The organism is Mycobacterium sp. NGS54, from assembly GCF_059812465.1.
On sequence record NZ_JCALCS010000010.1, the window covers coordinates 115,778 to 131,702 of the forward strand.

Below are 15,925 nucleotides of genomic sequence, written 5' to 3' on the forward strand. Positions count from 1 at the left end.
AGACGGACAGGAGTGCTCGGTTGAAGAAACTGGGGTCTACCCGAAACGGTGCGCGGCGGGGCCAGCCGCGAAAAGGGCAGCGTGACCGCTCGCGACGGCGTCTGCGGCGCCGGCTGTCGGGGGGCCTGCTGCTGCTGATCGCGCTGACCATCGCGGGCGGCCTGGCCGCCGTGCTGACCCCCACCCCGCAGGTGGCCGTCGCCGACGAATCGTCGTCGGCGCTGCTGCGCAACGGCAAGCAGCTGTTCGACACGTCCTGCGTGTCGTGCCATGGCGCCAACCTGCAGGGCGTGGTCGACCACGGGCCGAGCCTGATCGGCGTCGGCGAGGCGGCCGTCTATTTCCAGGTGTCCACCGGCCGGATGCCGGTCATGGCCGGCGAGGCCCAGGCGCCGCGCAAGGAGCCGATCTTCGACGAGGCCCAGATCGACGCGATCGGCGCTTACGTGCAGGCCAACGGCGGCGGACCCACCGTCGTGCGCAACCCCGACGGCAGCCTCGCGATGCACTCGCTGCGCGGCGACGACCTGGGCCGCGGCGGCGACCTGTTCCGGCTGAACTGCTCGTCGTGCCATAACTTCACCGGAAAGGGCGGGGCGCTGTCGTCCGGTAAGTACGCGCCCGACCTGGGTCCGGCCAACGAGCAACAGATCCTGACCGCGATGCTGACCGGCCCGGAGAGCATGCCGAAGTTCTCCGACCGCCAGCTGTCCTTCGACGCCAAGAAGGACATCATCGGCTACATCAAGGCGGTCAGCGAGGAACGGCAGCCGGGCGGCTACGGCCTCGGCGGATTCGGACCCGCCCCCGAGGGCATGGCCTTCTGGATCATCGGGATGGTGGCCGCCATCGGGTTGGCACTGTGGATTGGGGCGCGAGCATCATGAGCCTTTCCGATACGGACAACACCGCCCCGGTGGGACGCGAGCCCGACGAGGCGGCTCTGGCCGCGATGTCGCAGCAGGAACTCGTGGCGCTGGGCGGCAGGCTCGACGGCGTCGAGACGGTCTTCAAGGAGCCCCGGTGGCCCGTCGAGGGCACCAAGGCCGAGAAGCGCGCCGAGCGCTCTGTCGCCCGTTGGCTTTTGCTGGGCGGCGGGTTCGGGTTGGCGTTGCTGGTGATCTTCCTGTTCTGGCCGTGGGAATACCGGCCCAAGGAGGCCTCGGGCAACTTCCTGTACTCGTTGGCCACGCCGCTGTACGGCTTCACCTTCGGGATGTCGATCCTGTGCATCGCGATCGGCGCCGTGCTGTACCAGAAAAGGTTCATCCCCGAAGAGATCTCGATCCAGGAGCGCCACGACGGCGCCTCGCGCGAGATCGACCGCAAGACGGTCGTGGCGAACCTGGGCGACGCCTACCAGGGTTCGACGATCGGCCGGCGCAAGCTCGTCGGGCTGTCGCTTGGCGTGGGACTGGGCGCGTTCGGCCTGGGCACCCTGGTCGCGTTTGCCGGCGGCCTGATCAAGAACCCGTGGAAGCCCGTCGTGCCCACCGCCGACGGCATGAAGGCCGAGCTGTGGACGTCGGGCTGGACCCCGCGCTATCACGGCGAAACGATCTTCCTGGCGCGGGCCACCGGTTCGCACTCGGGAGCGCCGTTCGTGAAGATGCGCCCCGAGGACATGGACGCCGGCGCCATGGAGACCGTCTTCCCGTGGCGCGAGTCCGACGGCGACGGCACCACCGCGGAGTCCCACGAGAAGCTGACCGCGATCAAGATGGGCGTCCGAAACCCGGTGATGCTCATCCGTATTCGACCGACCGACCTGCCGCGGATGGTCAAGCGTCAGGGTCAGGAGAGCTTCAACTTCGGCGAGTTCTTCGCCTACACCAAGGTCTGCTCGCACCTGGGCTGCCCCGCATCGCTGTACGAGTCGCAGACCTACCGAATCCTGTGCCCGTGTCACCAGTCGCAGTTCGACGCGCTGCATTTCGCCAAGCCGATATTCGGCCCGGCGGCACGTGCGTTGGCGCAACTGCCGATCACCATTGACTCCAACGGGTATCTCGTCGCCAACGGCGACTTCATCGAGCCCGTCGGTCCGGCATTCTGGGAGAGGACGACAACATGAGTCCGAAACTGAGTCCCCCGAAGATCGGTGATGTCCTGGCCCGCCAAGGCGAGGACATCGACACGCGCTACCACCCGTCGGCGGCCGTGCGCCGGCAGCTCAACAAGGTCTTCCCCACCCACTGGTCGTTCCTGCTGGGCGAGATCGCGTTGTACAGCTTCGTCGTCCTGCTGATCACCGGCGTGTACCTGACGCTGTTCTTCGACCCGTCCATGGTCGACGTCACCTACAACGGCGTCTACCAACCGCTGCGCGGTGTCGAGATGTCGCGGGCCTACGAGTCGGCGCTGAACATCTCGTTCGAGGTGCGGGGCGGCCTGTTCGTCCGCCAGATCCACCACTGGGCCGCGCTGATGTTCTCCGGGGCGATCATGGTGCACCTGGCGCGCATCTTCTTCACCGGGGCGTTCCGCCGTCCCCGCGAGGCCAACTGGGTCATCGGTTCGCTGCTGCTGATCCTGTCGATGTTCGAGGGCTACTTCGGCTACTCGCTGCCCGATGACCTGCTGTCGGGCATCGGCCTGCGCGCCGCGCTGTCGTCGATCACGCTGGGCATGCCGGTGATCGGCACCTGGCTGCACTGGGCACTGTTCGGCGGCGACTTCCCCGGCACCATCCTGATCCCCCGGCTCTACGCGCTGCACATTTTGCTGCTGCCGGGGATCATCCTGGCCCTGATCGGGCTGCACCTGGCGCTGGTGTGGTTCCAGAAGCACACCCAGTTCCCCGGCCCCGGCCGCACCGAGCACAACGTCGTCGGCGTGCGAGTGATGCCGATCTTCGCGGTCAAGTCCGGCGCGTTCTTCGCCGCCATCGTCGGCGTGCTGGGCCTGATGGGCGGCCTGCTACAGATCAACCCGATCTGGAACCTGGGTCCCTACAAGCCATCTCAGGTTTCCGCGGGCTCCCAGCCCGACTTCTACATGATGTGGACCGAGGGCCTGGCGCGCATCTGGCCGCCATGGGAGTTCTACTTCTGGCACCACACCATTCCCGCGGTGGTCTGGGTCGCGCTGCTCATGGGCGCGGTGTTCATCCTGCTGATCATCTACCCGTTCCTGGAGAAGCGGTTCTCCGGCGACTACGCGCACCACAATTTGCTGCAGCGTCCGCGCGACGTTCCGGTGCGCACCTCGATCGGGGCCATGGCGATCTCCTTCTACATGGTGCTGACCCTCGCCGCGATGAACGACATCATCGCGTTCAAGTTCCACATCTCGCTGAACGCGACGACGTGGATCGGGCGCATCGGGATGGTAATCCTGCCGCCGTTCGTCTACTTCATCACCTACCGGTGGTGCATCGGTCTGCAGCGCAGTGACCGCGACGTGCTCGAGCACGGCATCGAGACGGGCATCATCAAGCGGCTGCCGCACGGTGCCTACATCGAGCTGCACCAGCCGCTCGGGCCGGTCGACGACCACGGCCACCCGATCCCGCTGGCGTACCAGGGCTCGGCGCTGCCCAAGCGGATGAACAAGCTGGGTTCGGCCGGCTCTCCGGGCAGCGGCAGCTTCCTGTTCGCCGATCCCACGTCCGAGGACGCCGCGCTGCGCGAGGCGGCACACTCAGCCGAGCAACGCTCCCTCACCGCGTTGCGCGAACACCAGGACAGCATCGTGGGCTCCCCCAACGGCGAGCACGGCGAGCACTAGGGGCGCGCCGGTTTCGCCGCGAAAGCCCGCGAAAGTGCAAGCCGGGCAGTTGATTTGGCGGACCCACACTCGCCGGCCGGCTCTCGACAGCGCGTGTCGCGGCGATTTTGTCGAGATCGACGCTAGCGCGGAGAAGTGCGAGTGCACCGCACGCTGGCGTCGATCTCGGCGTGCAAGGACGCGCATATGGCACGTGCCGGAGCGCCGCGAGCGAGCGCGGCGGGCTAGCGGGCTTCCTGGATGCGACGCAGCTGCCGGATGTGCAGCCATTCGACCGCCGGCATCGCCACGGTGATGACCCCGGCCAGACCGTAGCCCACCCAGGACCCGCCGTCGTGACCGACGGCCATCAGGTATGTCGCGGTGGCCGCCGCGATCAGCGCGGCGCCCATCGTTCCCGCCAGCAGGGCGGTGCCGCGCAACCAGATCCGGTCCACCGCCGCACCCGACCACTCGGCGGCCGGCTCCGCGGCCTGCCCCCGCGGCTGACGGGCCCGCTCGGCCGCGGTGCGCGGGGTGGGGGCCATCAGGCGCACCGGGGGGCGGCTCGGCGGGCGCGCGGGCCGGGCCGCCGGCTCGATCAGACCCATGCGACGCGCTCGCACCAGCACCGGGATCGCCCCGGCGATGATCAGCGCGGAAACGATGATGACGGCGTACAACACCCACGAGGTGTGCGAGCCCCCGGCCGCCTTGTGATAGCCCCGGCCCAGGTCCACCAAAGCGACGGCCGCGGCCACGCTCACGCCCAGCAGCACCAACCAGACGACGGCGCAGGCGCCCAGCAGTATGCGGTCGATGACGTCCGGCGGAATGGTGTCCGAACCCCGCCGATAGGCGGAATACCTGCTGACCATCAGCAGCTCGTCTGCGGCGAGTCGTTGTTGTTCGACGACAGCACCGTCCCGTCGCTGGTGGTGATCGAGCAATTGAGCCGGCTGACCCGGAAAAGGCTGGACGCCTGGACCGATCCGACGTCGGACGTCGAGATCGGTGTCACGGTCATCGACCACGGGATGTACACGTTGTGCTGGGTACGAGACCGGCCCGACGCGTCGACATAAGTCACCGAGATGATGTCTCCCGGGGCCTTGGTGCCGGTCACCGAGTAGGTCACCTGCCGCGGGCCGGTCGGGGTGGTGGCCGGCGGCGGGGCGGCCGCCGACGTCGTGGTCGCCGGCGGGGGCGCCGGGGCGCTCGTCGCCGGCGGGGGCGGCGGCGGTGGCGGCGGGCTGGGCGTCACCGTCACGGTCTGGGTCTCGGTGGGCGGCGGAGGGGCCTCGGTGGTGGGCGGCGGCGGGGGCGGCGGTGGCGGCGGTTTGGTGGTCGTTATCTCGTCCTGCATCGGCGGCGTCGACGGCGCGGTGGTGGTGGCGGGGTTGGCCAGCTTGTTGGTGTCGGTGCGGGTCACGAGCAGCGACACCGAGACCACGAGCGCGATCGCGGCCACGATCGCGGCGATGCCGACCACCCACGGCCAGCGTGGGGCGCGGTGTTCGTCGTCCGCGTCGGCGGGCTCGTCGTAGCTGTCGTAGTCGTACAGCCGCATATCGGCCGGCAGGTAGGGGCCGGTGATGAAGTGCTCGGACTCGGGGGCCGAATACGCCCGCGAATAGGCGTCCGTCTGGCCGGTCTGGTCGGCCGCCGCGATTTCGGCGCTGTCGTCGACGGGCTCCAGCTCGTCGTGGGGATCGACCGCGTCGAGGCCGGAGTCCGGGTGGTGGCTGAGGTCGCTGCCGGGATCGGGTTCGTCAGGTTCCCATCCCGGAGGATTCGGCCCGCTCATAGTTGCCTGCCCTGTCCAACTGCATCACCAGCGCGCGAGGCCCCGCGGCTGCATCGGTGCGCGCGCGCTTGGGAGTTTCTCATGGTGCCTGGGCAAACCCTACCGAACGGGATAGAGCAAAGAAGTCTCGGAAAACGGGCCCGGATCAACTGATGCCCTGATTGTGACCTTTGAGTCGCAAATCAGTGCTTCTCGGGGCCCGTGTAGTACTCGAAGACCAGTCCGGCCGCCGACGCGAGGATGAACACCACCCCGGCGACGATCAACCAGGGCAGCCACAGCCCGATGCCGATCGCCGCGACGGAGCCGGCCAGCGCCACCAGAATGGGCCACCAACTGTGCGGCGCGAAAAAGCCCAATTCTCCTGCACCGTCGCTGATCTCGGCGCCCTCGTAGTCCTCGGGCCGGGTGTCCAGTCGACGCGAGATGAACCAGAAAAAGCTCCCCGTGATGACCGCCAGGCCACCGGTCAGCGCGAGCGCGGTGGTCCCCGCCCACTCCACGCCGCCCGTCGCGAACAGCGCGGTCAGGATCCCGTAGAGCACCGCCGACACAACGAAGAAAGCGGCGATGAATTCGAACAGCCTGGTTTCGATCTTCATTGAGCGTCCTAACCTACTGGCGAGCCCTGGGCCGCTTCGCCGCGACGGGTATCGAACGGATGGGTGGTCACCGCCAGCGGCGGTTGCGCGATGGCCTGCAGCGCCTCGGCGTTGGTCTTCCCGCCGATCCGCTGCTGCAAGTAGGCCTTGAAGTCGTTGGGCGGCACCACCCGCACCTCGAAGTTCATCATCGAGTGATAGGTGCCGCAGAACTCGGCGCAGTGGCCGACGAACGCCCCCGTCTTCTGGATCTCGTCAACCTGGAACACGTTGACCGAGTTGTTCGCCTCGGGGTTGGGCATCACGTCGCGCTTGAACAGGAATTCCGGCACCCAGAACGTGTGCACGACGTCCGCGGAGGCCAACCGGAATTCGATCTGTTTGCCGGCGGGCACCACCAGCACCGGGATTTCCGTGGCGGTCCCCAGGGTCTCGACCTTGTCGAAATTCAGATACGTCCGGTCCTGCGGGTTGAGGCCGCGCACCGCGCCGACGCGCTCCTCCCCGTGCTCGTCCTTGCCCTCCGGCTTGGAGACCATCGCTTTCTTCCGAGCCGGGTCGGCCCCGTCATAGGTCAGCGTGCCGTCCTTGAAGTTGACGCGCTGGTAGCCGAACTTCCAGTTCCACTGGAAGGAGGTGACGTCGATCACGACCTCGGGGTCCTTGGCCAGGTGCAGCATCTTCTCCTGCACCACCACGGTGAAGTAGAACAGCACGGAGATGATGAGGAACGGCGTCACGGTGAGCACCAGCTCCAGCGGCATGTTGTAACCGAACTGGCGGGGCAACTCGGTGTCCGTCGCCTTCTTGCGGTGAAACGCCGACGCCCAGAAGATGAGCCCCCACACGATGACGCCGACGACCAGGGAGGCGATCACCGCCCCGACCCACAGCTCCCGGTTGAGGTGGGCCTCCGGCGTGATGCCCTCCGGCCAGCCCATGCCGAGCACCTGCGACCAGCTGCATCCGCTCAGGGTTAGCGCCAGCACGCCCAGCGTCACGGCCAGCGCCAGCGGCCGGAGACGACGCTGGAACCTGCGCTGCGACGGACGTTGCGAACGGACCTGCTCGCGAGGTGACACGTTGGCGCCTCCTGCTCGGATTCGAATACTACGCAGCGTAGACCACGCCGCTGGCGCCGTCGCGCAAACCCCGGCCGGTCCGCGGCGTGCGGCGCCCCCGGCGCCGCGAAGTGGGGCATACTGGGGCGCCGTGTGTGGTCTGTTGGCGTTCGTGGCGGCCCCGGCCGGTGCCGACGGCGGCGGGGCAGCTTCTGGCGACGCCACGGCGGCCGCGGCCCGGGCCGACGGCGCCATTTCCGCCGCGTCGCACCAGATGCGCCACCGCGGACCCGACGAGCCGGGAACGTGGGCCGACCCGGGCGCCGACGGGTCCGTCGTGTTCGGCTTCAACCGGCTGTCCATCATCGACATCGCCCATTCGCACCAGCCGCTGCGCTGGGGGCCGCCGGAGGCGCCCGACCGCTACGTGCTGGTGTTCAACGGCGAGATCTACAACTACCTCGAGCTGCGCGACGAACTGGCCGCCCAGCACGGCGCCGCGTTCGCCACCGACGGTGACGGCGAGTCGATCGTCGCGGGCTATCACCACTGGGGCACCGACGTGCTGCGCAGGCTGCGCGGCATGTTCGCGTTCGCGCTGTGGGACACCGAGACCCGCGAATTGTTCTGCGCCCGAGACCCTTTCGGCATCAAGCCGCTGTTCATGGCCACCGGCACCGGCGGCACCGCGCTGGCCAGCGAGAAGAAATGCCTGATGGACCTGGCCGAGTGGGTCGGGTTCGACACCGCCATCGACGAACGCGCGGTCCAGCACTACACGGTGCTGCAGTACGTGCCGGAGCCCGAGACGCTGCACCGCGGGGTGCGCCGGCTGGAATCGGGCTGCTACGCGCGCATCCGGCCCGGGCAGCCGCCCGAGACCACCCGTTACTTCGTGCCGCGATTCGCCGCCACGCCGATCACCGCCGGCGCCGAACAGGCCCGCTACGACGAGATCACCGCGGTGCTGGAGGACTCGGTGGCCAAGCACATGCGCGCCGACGTCACGGTCGGGGCGTTCCTGTCCGGGGGGATCGATTCCACCGCCATCGCGGCGCTGGCCATCCGGCACAACCCCCGGCTGATCACGTTCACCACCGGCTTCGAGCGCGAAGGGTTCTCCGAGATCGACGTGGCGGTGGCCTCGGCCGAGGCCATCGGGGCGCGCCACATCGCCAAGGTGGTCAGCCCCGACGAGTTCGTCGCCGCCCTGCCCGAGATCGTCTGGTACCTCGACGAACCCGTCGCCGACCCGGCGCTGGTCCCGCTGTTCTTCGTCGCCCGCGAGGCCCGCAAGCACGTCAAGGTGGTGCTGTCCGGCGAGGGCGCCGACGAGCTGTTCGGTGGCTACACCATCTACCGGGAACCGTTGTCGTTGAAGCCTTTTGACTATCTGCCGCGGCCGCTGCGCCGGTCGATGGGCAAGGTGTCCAAGCCGCTGCCGGAGGGCATGCGCGGCAAGAGCCTGCTGCACCGCGGCTCGCTGACGCTCGAGGAGCGTTACTACGGCAACGCCCGCAGCTTCTCCGACGCGCAGCTGCGCGACGTGCTGCCGGGGTTCCGCGACGAGTGGACCCACACCGATGTAACCGCCTCGGTGTACGCCGAATCCGCCGGCTGGGACCCGGTGGCCCGCATGCAGCACGTCGACCTGTTCACCTGGTTGCGCGGCGACATCCTGGTCAAGGCCGACAAGATGACGATGGCCAACTCGCTCGAGCTGCGGGTGCCGTTCCTGGATCCCGAGGTGTTCGCCGTCGCCTCGCGGCTGCCCGTCGAGGCCAAGATCACCCGAACCACCACCAAGTACGCGTTGCGGCGCGCGCTGGAGCCGATCGTTCCCGCGCACGTGCTGCACCGGCCCAAGCTCGGTTTCCCGGTGCCGATCCGGCATTGGCTGCGCGCGGGCGAACTGCTGGATTGGGCGTACGCGTTGGTCGACTCGTCGCAGGCCGAACAGCTGGTCGACCTGGCCGCGGTGCGCCGGATGCTCGACGAACACCGAAGCGGCACAAGCGATCACAGCCGCCGGTTATGGACGGTGCTGATCTTCATGCTCTGGCACGCGATCTTCGTCGAGCGCAGCGTGGTGCCGCGGATCAGCGAGCCGGTCTACCCCGTGCAGCTCTAACGACGAGCAGACGCAGAATCGCACTGAGCGGGCCTCCCGCGTGCGATTCTGCGTCTGGTGGCCGGGCAGGGCCCGGCGAACACTGCCGGAGGACTCGGCGAGCGAGCTAGGCCAGCACCGCGGCGATCTCGGCGGCCGCGTCGTCGCCGTACGCGCCGGCCAGCCGGCTCTTGGCGACCTCGTGGTCCCAGGCCCACTCCTGCGTTCCGGTGGACTCCAGCACCAGCACGGCGACCAGCGAGCCCAGCTGCGCCGAGCGCTCCAGGCTGAGGCCCGCGCTGCGCCCGGTGAGGAAGCCGGCCCGGAAGGCGTCGCCGACGCCGGTGGGGTCGACCTGGCTGGTCTCGGGCACCACGTCGACGTGGGTGACCGTGCCGTCGGGTTCGACCAGGTCCACGCCCTTGGGGCCCAGCGTGGTCACCCGCAGCTCGACCTGGGCCATCACGTCGGCCTCCGTCCAGCCGGTCTTGGACAGCATCAGGTCCCACTCGTAGTCGTTGGTGAACAGGTACTTGGCGCCGTCGGTGAGCGTGCGGATCTCGTCGCCGGACAGCCGGGCCAGCTGCTGGGACGGGTCGGCGGCGAAGGGCAGCCCGAGCTTGCGGCACTCCTCGGTGTGCACCTGCATGGCCTCCGGGTCGTTGGCCCCGATGATGACCAGCTCCGGCGTGCCGACGGACGACACCACGTCGGCGAGCTTGATGTTGCGGGCCTCCGACATGGCACCCGGGTAGAACGACGCGATCTGGGCCATGTCGACGTCGGTGGTGCAGGTGAAGCGCGCGGTGTGCGCGGTCTCGGAGATCAGGACGTTGTCGCAGTTGACGTTGTGGGACACCAGCCAGTTGCGGTAGTCGGCGAAGTCGTCGCCGGCGGCGCCGACCAGCGCGACGTCGCCGCCCAGCACACCGATGGCGAACGCGATGTTGCCCGCCACGCCGCCGCGATGGATGACCAGGTCGTCGACCAGGAAGCTGAGCGACACCTTCTGCAGGTGCTCCGGCAGCAGCTGCTCGGAAAATCGGCTGGGGAACCGCATCAGGTGGTCGGTCGCAATCGAACCCGTTACCGCGATCGTCACGAAATCTCCTTCGTTAGTAAGGTTATCTAGCTTACTCAGGCGTATCGAGCGTCGTCGCGTCACGGTCCGCGCAAAGGGGTGCGCTAGCCTGCCTAGAAAGTCACTCAGCCGCCGGGACCCCGCCTTGGCCGCAGCCCCGCTCATGGTCCCGCCCACCAGCGTAGGAGAACCACATGGCAGGTCCGCACTGGCCGGACCAGAGTGTCGGCACCGACGGACCAACCCCCCAGCCCCAGCCGCTTGAGTTCCCCGATCAGCCCGTCGCCGACGCGCCGCCGAATTATCCCGGGCAGCCGGTGCCCTACCCGCAGCGGCGATCCAAGCGGCGCATCGTCATCGGCGCACTGCTGGCCTTAGTGCTGGCGGCCGCGCTGACGCTGGCGATCACGTACGGGGTTCGCACCAACGGGGCCAACACCGGCACCTCGCTGTCCGACGGCGCGGCCAAGACGGCCATTCAGGAGTACCTGGACGCGCTGGAGCACCGCGACATCGACGTCATCGTCCGCAACGCGCTGTGCGGCATGTACGACGGCGTGCGCGACAAACGCTCCGACCAGGCCCTGGCCAAGATGAGCAGCGACGCCTTCCGCAAGCAGTTCTCCGAGGTGGAGCTGACGTCCGTCGACAAGATCGTGTACCTCTCGCAATACCAGGCACAGGCGCTGTTCACCATGCGGGTCACCCCCGCGGCCGGCGGCCCGACACGCGACGACGTGCAAGGAGTGGCCCAGCTGCTATTTCAGCGGGGGCAGATCGAGGTCTGCTCGTATGTGCTGCGCACCGGCGGCTCCTACTGAGCCGTCGATCTCAGGTCAGTTGAAGGAGTCCCCGCAGGCGCACGAACCGGTGGCGTTGGGGTTGTCGATGGTGAAGCCCTGCTTCTCGATGGTGTCGACGAAGTCGATGGACGCGCCCTCGACGTAGGGCGCGCTCATCCGGTCGACCGTCAGGGTCACGCCGCCGAACTCCGCGGTCAGGTCGCCGTCCAGCGACCGGTCGTCGAAGAACAGGTTGTAGCGCAGCCCGGCGCAGCCGCCCGGCTGGACCGCGATGCGCAGCGCCAGGTCATCACGGCCCTCCTGGTCCAGCAGGGACTTCGCCTTGGCGGCGGCGGCATCGGTCAGGATCACGCCGTGGGTCTTGGCGGTTGACTCGTTTTGCACCGTCATTGCTTCTCCTAGTTGGCACTTTTTCTAGTTGGTCCTGGTCGGCTCGACATCCGGGCGATCGCTCGGGAAAAAGCCCACTGCATCAACGGTACATTGCGGGGCCGCTATTCCCGAGTCGCGCCGCGACCTGGGAGGCCAAACCCATCAGCTGATTGGCCGCGTCGGCCTGCGCCAACCGCACCGAACCTGCGTAATCGGCGATGGACAGCGCGGACATGATGCCCGACGAGCGCACCGCGGAATTCTCCAGGTCGACCTGCCCGGCCAGCACGATCACCGGAATGCCCAGCGGGCGGGCCGACTCGGCGAGATAGCCGACCACCTTCCCGAACAGGGACTGCTCGTCGAAGCGGCCCTCACCCGTGACGATCATGTCCGCGACCTCGAGTTCGTCGGCCAGCCCGGTGTGCTCGGCGATGATCTCCGCGCCCAGCTCGCAACGGCCGCCCAGCGCCATCAGCCCGGCCCCGATGCCGCCGGCGGCCCCGGCGCCCGGCTCCGAGCTCACGTCCCGTCCGGCCGCGGCCTCCAGTTCCAGCGCCCACGCCTCGAGGCGGACTTCCAGGGCGGCGACGGCCGCGGTGTCCGCGCCCTTCTGCGGCCCGAACACCCTGGCCGCCCCCCAGGGCCCCACCAGCGGGTATTCGGTGTCCGAGGCGGCGATCAGGTCCACGTTGGTCATCCGCTGGCGCGCCTCAGCCAGGCCGCCGAGCTGGGTGATCATCCCCTTCCCGCCGTCGGTGCACGCGCTGCCTCCCAGCCCGACCACGATCCGCATCGCGCCGGCCCGCAGCGCCTCGTCGACGAGCTGCCCGACGCCGCTGCTGTCGGCCGCAAGCGCAGTCTCCGGGGTGGGCGGACCGCCGAGCAGGGCCAGGCCGCAGGCCTGCGCGCACTCCAGGTACGCCGTCCGCGAGGTGCGGTCGAACACCCAGGCGGCCTCCACCGTGCTGTCGAGCGGCCCGCACACCCGCACCCGCCGCGTCTGCCCCAGCCGCCGGCCCAGCACCTCGACAAAACCGGGGCCGCCGTCGGACATGGGCGCGACGGTGAACCGATCGCCGGGACGTGACCGCGTCCAGCCGGTCGCGATGGCGGCGGCGGCCTCCACGGCGGACAGGCTGTCCCCGTAGCAATCCGGGGCAACCAAGACCTGCATGGCCGGCAGGCGCAGACGGCCCGGTGCGAGGCCAGCGGCAGCGTCATCCGAGGCCATCGTGCCGTCGTCCATCACAAGTAGCCATTCATCACAGTCAAGCGTAAGCGTCACGCGTTGCGCCGGCGCATGACCAATAACAACGCATTCCAGGTCCGTTACGGGCCGGTCTCCCCGCGAAGTAACCTGGCCATTGTGAAGCTATTGGGCCGCAAAAAGGGCGAGAACGACGACTTCGCAGTTGCCGAAGTCGAGACGGACGGTGCCGACGAGACCGCGCCGCGCCGGACCGGGCCCAAGGGCCGGCCCACGCCCAAGCGCAGCGAGGCGCGGCGCAATGCGCGGAAGGGCCCGATCGCACCGGCACCCATGACGGCGTCCGAGGCGCGAGCCCGGCGCAAGACGCTGGCCGGCCCAAAGCTCAGCCGCGAGGAGCGCCGGGCCGAGCGGACGGCCAGCCGGGCGCGGATGACGGATCGCCGCGAGCGCATGATGGCCGGCGAAGAGGCCTACCTGTTGCCGCGCGATCAGGGACCCGTCAAGCGCTACGTGCGCGACGTGGTGGACTCCCGGCGCAACGCGCTGGGCCTGTTCATGCCGGCGACGCTGCTCTTGCTGTTCGCCTCGTTCGGTGTCCCGCAGGTGCAGCTGTACGCCTCCCCGGCGATGCTGGTGCTGATGGTCGTGATGGGCGTCGACGGAGTCCTGCTGGGCCGCAAGGTCAGCAGGCTGGTCGACGCGAAGTTCCCTGACAACACCGAAAGCCGTTGGAGGCTGGGCATTTACGCCGCGGGCAGGGCTTCGCAGCTGCGCCGCATGCGCACGCCCCGCCCCCAAGTCGAGCGCGGCAGCAGTGTCGGCTGACCGGCGCCCGAAAGCCGCCTGACCCCGGTGCGCACCCTGGTGCTCGGCGGGATCCGCTCGGGCAAGTCCCGCTGGGCCGAGGAGGCCATCGCCACGTCGCTGCCGCCGGGGCAGCCGGTCCGTTACCTGGCGCCCCCCGTCGCGGGTCACGCCGACGCGGACTGGGCGGAACGGGTCGCGCGGCACCGGGACCGCCGGCCCGCGCATTGGTCGACGGTCGAAACGGATGACGTCACAGGGCAATTGCGCCAGTCGCCGGGTAGCCCGACGCTCGTCGACGACCTCGGCGGCTGGCTCACCGGCACGCTGGACCTCAACGACGCGTGGGACGACGGGTCGGTGGCGGCTCCCATCGACGACATGCTTGCCGCGGTAGGCGAATTCGGTTCCACGCTGGTGCTGGTCAGCCCGGAGGTCGGGTTGACCGTGGTGCCGGCCACCGCAGCCGGGCGCCGGTTCGCCGACGAACTGGGCAGCCTCAACCAGCGCGTCGCCGAGTTGTGCGACCGGGTAGTGCTGGTGGTGGCCGGGCAGGCAGTGCAGATCAAGCCGTCGGGAACCTGATGGAATTCGCCCCGGTATCGCCGCCCGACGCGGACGCCGCCGCAGCAGCCCGCGCCCGCCAGGACACGCTGACCAAGCCGCGCGGCGCCCTGGGGCGCCTCGAGGACCTGTCGGTATGGGTCGCGTCGTGTCAGGGGCATTGTCCACCAAGACAATTCGAGCGCGCCCGGGTCGTCGTCTTCGCGGGTGACCACGGCGTTGCGCGCTCGGGGGTGTCGGCGTACCCGCCGGCGGTGACCGCCCAGATGGTCGCCAACATGGACGCCGGCGGCGCGGCGATCAACGCGCTGGCCGGCATCGCCGGCGCGTCGGTGCGGCTGGCGGACCTGGCGGTCGACGCCGAGGCGGCCTCGGATCGGATCGGCGCCCACAAGGTGCGCCGCGGCAGCGGCGACATCACCACGCAGGACGCGCTGTCGGACGCCGAGACGGTCGCCGCGATCGCGGCGGGCCGGGCCATCGCCGACGACGAGGTCGACGCCGGCGCCGACCTGCTGATCGCGGGCGACATGGGGATCGGAAACACCACCGCGGCGGCGGTGTTGGTGGCGGCGCTGACGAACGCCGAGCCGGTCGCCGCGGTCGGCTTCGGGACCGGGATCGACGACGCGGGCTGGGCGCGCAAGACCGCCGCCGTGCGCGACGCCCTGTACCGGGCCAGCCGCGTGCTGCCCGACCCGGTTGGGCTGCTGCGCTGCTGCGGCGGCGCGGATTTGGCCGCCATGGCCGGCTTTTGCGCGCAGGCCGCGGTGCGGCGCACCCCGCTGCTGCTCGACGGCATGGCGGTGACCGCCGCCGCGCTGGTCGCCGAGCGCCTGGCACCCGGCGCCCGGCGCTGGTGGCAGGCCGGTCACCGATCCACCGAGCCGGGCCACCAGCTGGCGCTGACCGCCCTGGAATTGGACCCGATCCTGGACCTGCGCATGCGGCTGGGCGAGGGAACCGGCGCCGCCGTGGCCCTGCCGGTGCTGCGCGCGGCGGTGGCCGCGCTGTCGTCGATGGCGACGTTCGCGCAAGCCGGCGTGGCCGACCCGCTGGCTCAGTGATGCGTTCCCTGGCAACGGCTTTCGCGTTCGGCACCGTGCTGCCCGTCCCCGGTACGGGCAACGCGCCGATGGGCCGCGGCGCCATGACCGCGCTGCCGGTCGTGGGCGCCGCGCTGGGGGCGTTGGCCGCGGGCGTGACGTGGTGCGGCGCCGCGATCTTCGGCCCGGCCAGCCCCCTGGCCGGACTGCTCGCCGTGGCGGCGCTGCTGCTGGCGACCCGGGGGCTGCACATCGACGGCGTCGCCGACACGGCCGACGGGCTGGGCTGTTACGGGCCGCCGCAGCGCGCGCTCGCGGTGATGCGCGACGGGTCGACGGGACCCTTCGGTGTGTCGGCCGTCGTGCTGGTGATCCTGTTGCAGGGCTTGGCCTTCGCGACGCTGAAGCCGTCGGCCATTGCCCTGGCGGTGTTTTCCGGCCGGGTCGCGGCCGTGCTGGCCTGCCGCCGGTCGGTGCCGGCGGCCGAGGGCGGCGCGCTCGGCGCGCGGGTCGCGGGGAGTCAGCCGGCGCCGGTGGTGGCGGCCTGGGCCGCGGCGCTGCTGGCGGTCTCGGTGCTGGCGGGTTCGCGGCCGTGGCAGGGACCGGTGGCGGTGCTGGTGGCGCTGGGCTGCGGCGCGGCGCTGGTGGCGCACTGCGTGCGCCGGTTCGGCGGCATCACCGGCGACGTGTTGGGCGCCGCGATCGAGCTCACCACCACCGTGAGCGCCGTGGCGCTCGCGGCGTTCCACTGACG

At 69.8% G+C, this 15,925-nt stretch carries 16 protein-coding genes; 9 read left to right on the forward strand and 7 right to left on the reverse strand.

Going from position 1 to position 15,925, the window contains the following annotated elements; all coding sequences use genetic code 11:
• Positions 1-20 precede the first annotated feature (20 nt).
• The 3 genes from qcrC to qcrB are packed head-to-tail and all read left to right on the forward strand — an operon-like array spanning position 21 to position 3,729.
• Positions 21-887 (forward strand): cytochrome bc1 complex diheme cytochrome c subunit, encoded by an 867-nt coding sequence (qcrC, locus tag AC5Y5E_RS28585; RefSeq protein ID WP_499907071.1) that lies wholly within the window; start codon positions 21-23, stop codon positions 885-887.
• Positions 884-2,074 (forward strand): cytochrome bc1 complex Rieske iron-sulfur subunit, encoded by a 1,191-nt coding sequence (qcrA, locus tag AC5Y5E_RS28590; protein ID WP_499907073.1) that lies wholly within the window; start codon positions 884-886, stop codon positions 2,072-2,074. The genes qcrC and qcrA overlap by 4 nt, the downstream gene beginning before the upstream one ends.
• Positions 2,071-3,729 carry a cytochrome bc1 complex cytochrome b subunit gene (gene qcrB, locus AC5Y5E_RS28595; RefSeq protein WP_499907075.1) on the forward strand — a complete coding sequence of 553 codons (1,659 nt, stop codon included), beginning with the start codon at positions 2,071-2,073 and terminating at the stop codon, positions 3,727-3,729. The genes qcrA and qcrB overlap by 4 nt, the downstream gene beginning before the upstream one ends.
• Positions 3,730-3,953: 224 nt before the next feature.
• On the opposite strand, the gene AC5Y5E_RS28600 is transcribed toward qcrB, so the two are convergent.
• The 4 genes from AC5Y5E_RS28600 to ctaC all read right to left on the reverse strand — a co-directional run bounded on the left by AC5Y5E_RS28600 (position 3,954) and on the right by ctaC (position 7,199).
• Positions 3,954-4,586: a DUF2561 family protein gene (locus AC5Y5E_RS28600; RefSeq protein WP_499907077.1), complete on the reverse strand. Its 633-nt coding sequence runs from the start codon at positions 4,584-4,586 to the stop codon at positions 3,954-3,956.
• Entirely contained in the window at positions 4,586-5,515 is a 930-nt protein-coding gene (locus tag AC5Y5E_RS28605) for an MmpS family transport accessory protein (protein WP_499907079.1), read from the reverse strand. Before AC5Y5E_RS28605 ends, AC5Y5E_RS28600 begins: the two co-directional genes overlap by 1 nt.
• A gap of 182 nt (positions 5,516-5,697) precedes the next feature.
• A complete protein-coding gene (locus tag AC5Y5E_RS28610; protein ID WP_499907081.1) occupies positions 5,698-6,117 on the reverse strand; it encodes a cytochrome c oxidase subunit 4 in 420 nt (139 codons plus the stop codon).
• A gap of 8 nt (positions 6,118-6,125) precedes the next feature.
• Entirely contained in the window at positions 6,126-7,199 is a 1,074-nt protein-coding gene (gene ctaC / locus AC5Y5E_RS28615) for an aa3-type cytochrome oxidase subunit II (protein ID WP_499907083.1), read from the reverse strand.
• Between the two features lie 130 nt (positions 7,200-7,329).
• Here ctaC and asnB point away from each other — a divergent pair, with 130 nt between their 5' ends.
• Positions 7,330-9,309 carry an asparagine synthase (glutamine-hydrolyzing) gene (gene asnB / locus AC5Y5E_RS28620; RefSeq protein WP_499907085.1) on the forward strand — a complete coding sequence of 660 codons (1,980 nt, stop codon included), beginning with the start codon at positions 7,330-7,332 and terminating at the stop codon, positions 9,307-9,309.
• 106 nt (positions 9,310-9,415) lie between these two features.
• Here asnB and AC5Y5E_RS28625 read toward each other — a convergent pair whose 3' ends face one another.
• Positions 9,416-10,390: a carbohydrate kinase family protein gene (locus tag AC5Y5E_RS28625; RefSeq protein WP_499907087.1), complete on the reverse strand. Its 975-nt coding sequence runs from the start codon at positions 10,388-10,390 to the stop codon at positions 9,416-9,418.
• Between the two features lie 173 nt (positions 10,391-10,563).
• Here AC5Y5E_RS28625 and AC5Y5E_RS28630 point away from each other — a divergent pair, with 173 nt between their 5' ends.
• Positions 10,564-11,190 carry an Rv0361 family membrane protein gene (locus AC5Y5E_RS28630; RefSeq protein ID WP_499907089.1) on the forward strand — a complete coding sequence of 209 codons (627 nt, stop codon included), beginning with the start codon at positions 10,564-10,566 and terminating at the stop codon, positions 11,188-11,190.
• Positions 11,191-11,205: 15 nt separating this feature from the next.
• Here AC5Y5E_RS28630 and AC5Y5E_RS28635 read toward each other — a convergent pair whose 3' ends face one another.
• Both AC5Y5E_RS28635 and AC5Y5E_RS28640 read right to left on the reverse strand, forming a co-directional pair.
• On the reverse strand, positions 11,206-11,562 hold the full coding sequence (locus AC5Y5E_RS28635) for an iron-sulfur cluster assembly accessory protein (RefSeq protein ID WP_499907091.1): 357 nt from the start codon (positions 11,560-11,562) through the stop codon (positions 11,206-11,208).
• 82 nt (positions 11,563-11,644) lie between these two features.
• Positions 11,645-12,721, reverse strand: coding sequence for a glycerate kinase family protein (locus AC5Y5E_RS28640; RefSeq protein ID WP_499907228.1), 1,077 nt, complete (start codon positions 12,719-12,721; stop codon positions 11,645-11,647).
• Between the two features lie 192 nt (positions 12,722-12,913).
• On the opposite strand from AC5Y5E_RS28640, the gene AC5Y5E_RS28645 reads away from it, so the two are divergent.
• The 4 genes from AC5Y5E_RS28645 to AC5Y5E_RS28660 are packed head-to-tail and all read left to right on the forward strand — an operon-like array spanning position 12,914 to position 15,923.
• A complete protein-coding gene (locus tag AC5Y5E_RS28645; protein WP_499907093.1) occupies positions 12,914-13,582 on the forward strand; it encodes a DUF3043 domain-containing protein in 669 nt (222 codons plus the stop codon).
• A gap of 27 nt (positions 13,583-13,609) precedes the next feature.
• A complete protein-coding gene (locus AC5Y5E_RS28650) occupies positions 13,610-14,146 on the forward strand; it encodes a bifunctional adenosylcobinamide kinase/adenosylcobinamide-phosphate guanylyltransferase (protein WP_499907095.1) in 537 nt (178 codons plus the stop codon).
• The gene (gene cobT / locus AC5Y5E_RS28655) at positions 14,143-15,192 is read left to right on the forward strand and encodes a nicotinate-nucleotide--dimethylbenzimidazole phosphoribosyltransferase (protein ID WP_499907230.1); all 1,050 of its coding nucleotides are present in this window, start codon (positions 14,143-14,145) and stop codon (positions 15,190-15,192) included. Before AC5Y5E_RS28650 ends, cobT begins: the two co-directional genes overlap by 4 nt.
• Positions 15,189-15,923, forward strand: coding sequence for an adenosylcobinamide-GDP ribazoletransferase (locus AC5Y5E_RS28660; RefSeq protein ID WP_499907097.1), 735 nt, complete (start codon positions 15,189-15,191; stop codon positions 15,921-15,923). Before cobT ends, AC5Y5E_RS28660 begins: the two co-directional genes overlap by 4 nt.
• The last annotated feature ends 2 nt before the right edge of the window (positions 15,924-15,925 follow it).

Bases quoted from the DNA above. Each gene is read 5' to 3' on its own strand.
- qcrA (WP_499907073.1), top strand. From the start codon at position 884: ATGAGCCTTTCCGATACGGACAACACCGCCCCGGTGGGACGCGAGCCC.
- qcrB (WP_499907075.1), top strand. From the start codon at position 2,071: ATGAGTCCGAAACTGAGTCCCCCGAAGATCGGTGATGTCCTGGCCCGC.
- AC5Y5E_RS28600 (WP_499907077.1), bottom strand. From the start codon at position 4,586: ATGGTCAGCAGGTATTCCGCCTATCGGCGGGGTTCGGACACCATTCCG.
- AC5Y5E_RS28605 (WP_499907079.1), bottom strand. From the start codon at position 5,515: ATGAGCGGGCCGAATCCTCCGGGATGGGAACCTGACGAACCCGATCCC.
- AC5Y5E_RS28610 (WP_499907081.1), bottom strand. From the start codon at position 6,117: ATGAAGATCGAAACCAGGCTGTTCGAATTCATCGCCGCTTTCTTCGTT.
- AC5Y5E_RS28630 (WP_499907089.1), top strand. From the start codon at position 10,564: ATGGCAGGTCCGCACTGGCCGGACCAGAGTGTCGGCACCGACGGACCA.
- AC5Y5E_RS28635 (WP_499907091.1), bottom strand. From the start codon at position 11,562: ATGACGGTGCAAAACGAGTCAACCGCCAAGACCCACGGCGTGATCCTG.
- AC5Y5E_RS28640 (WP_499907228.1), bottom strand. From the start codon at position 12,721: ATGCAGGTCTTGGTTGCCCCGGATTGCTACGGGGACAGCCTGTCCGCC.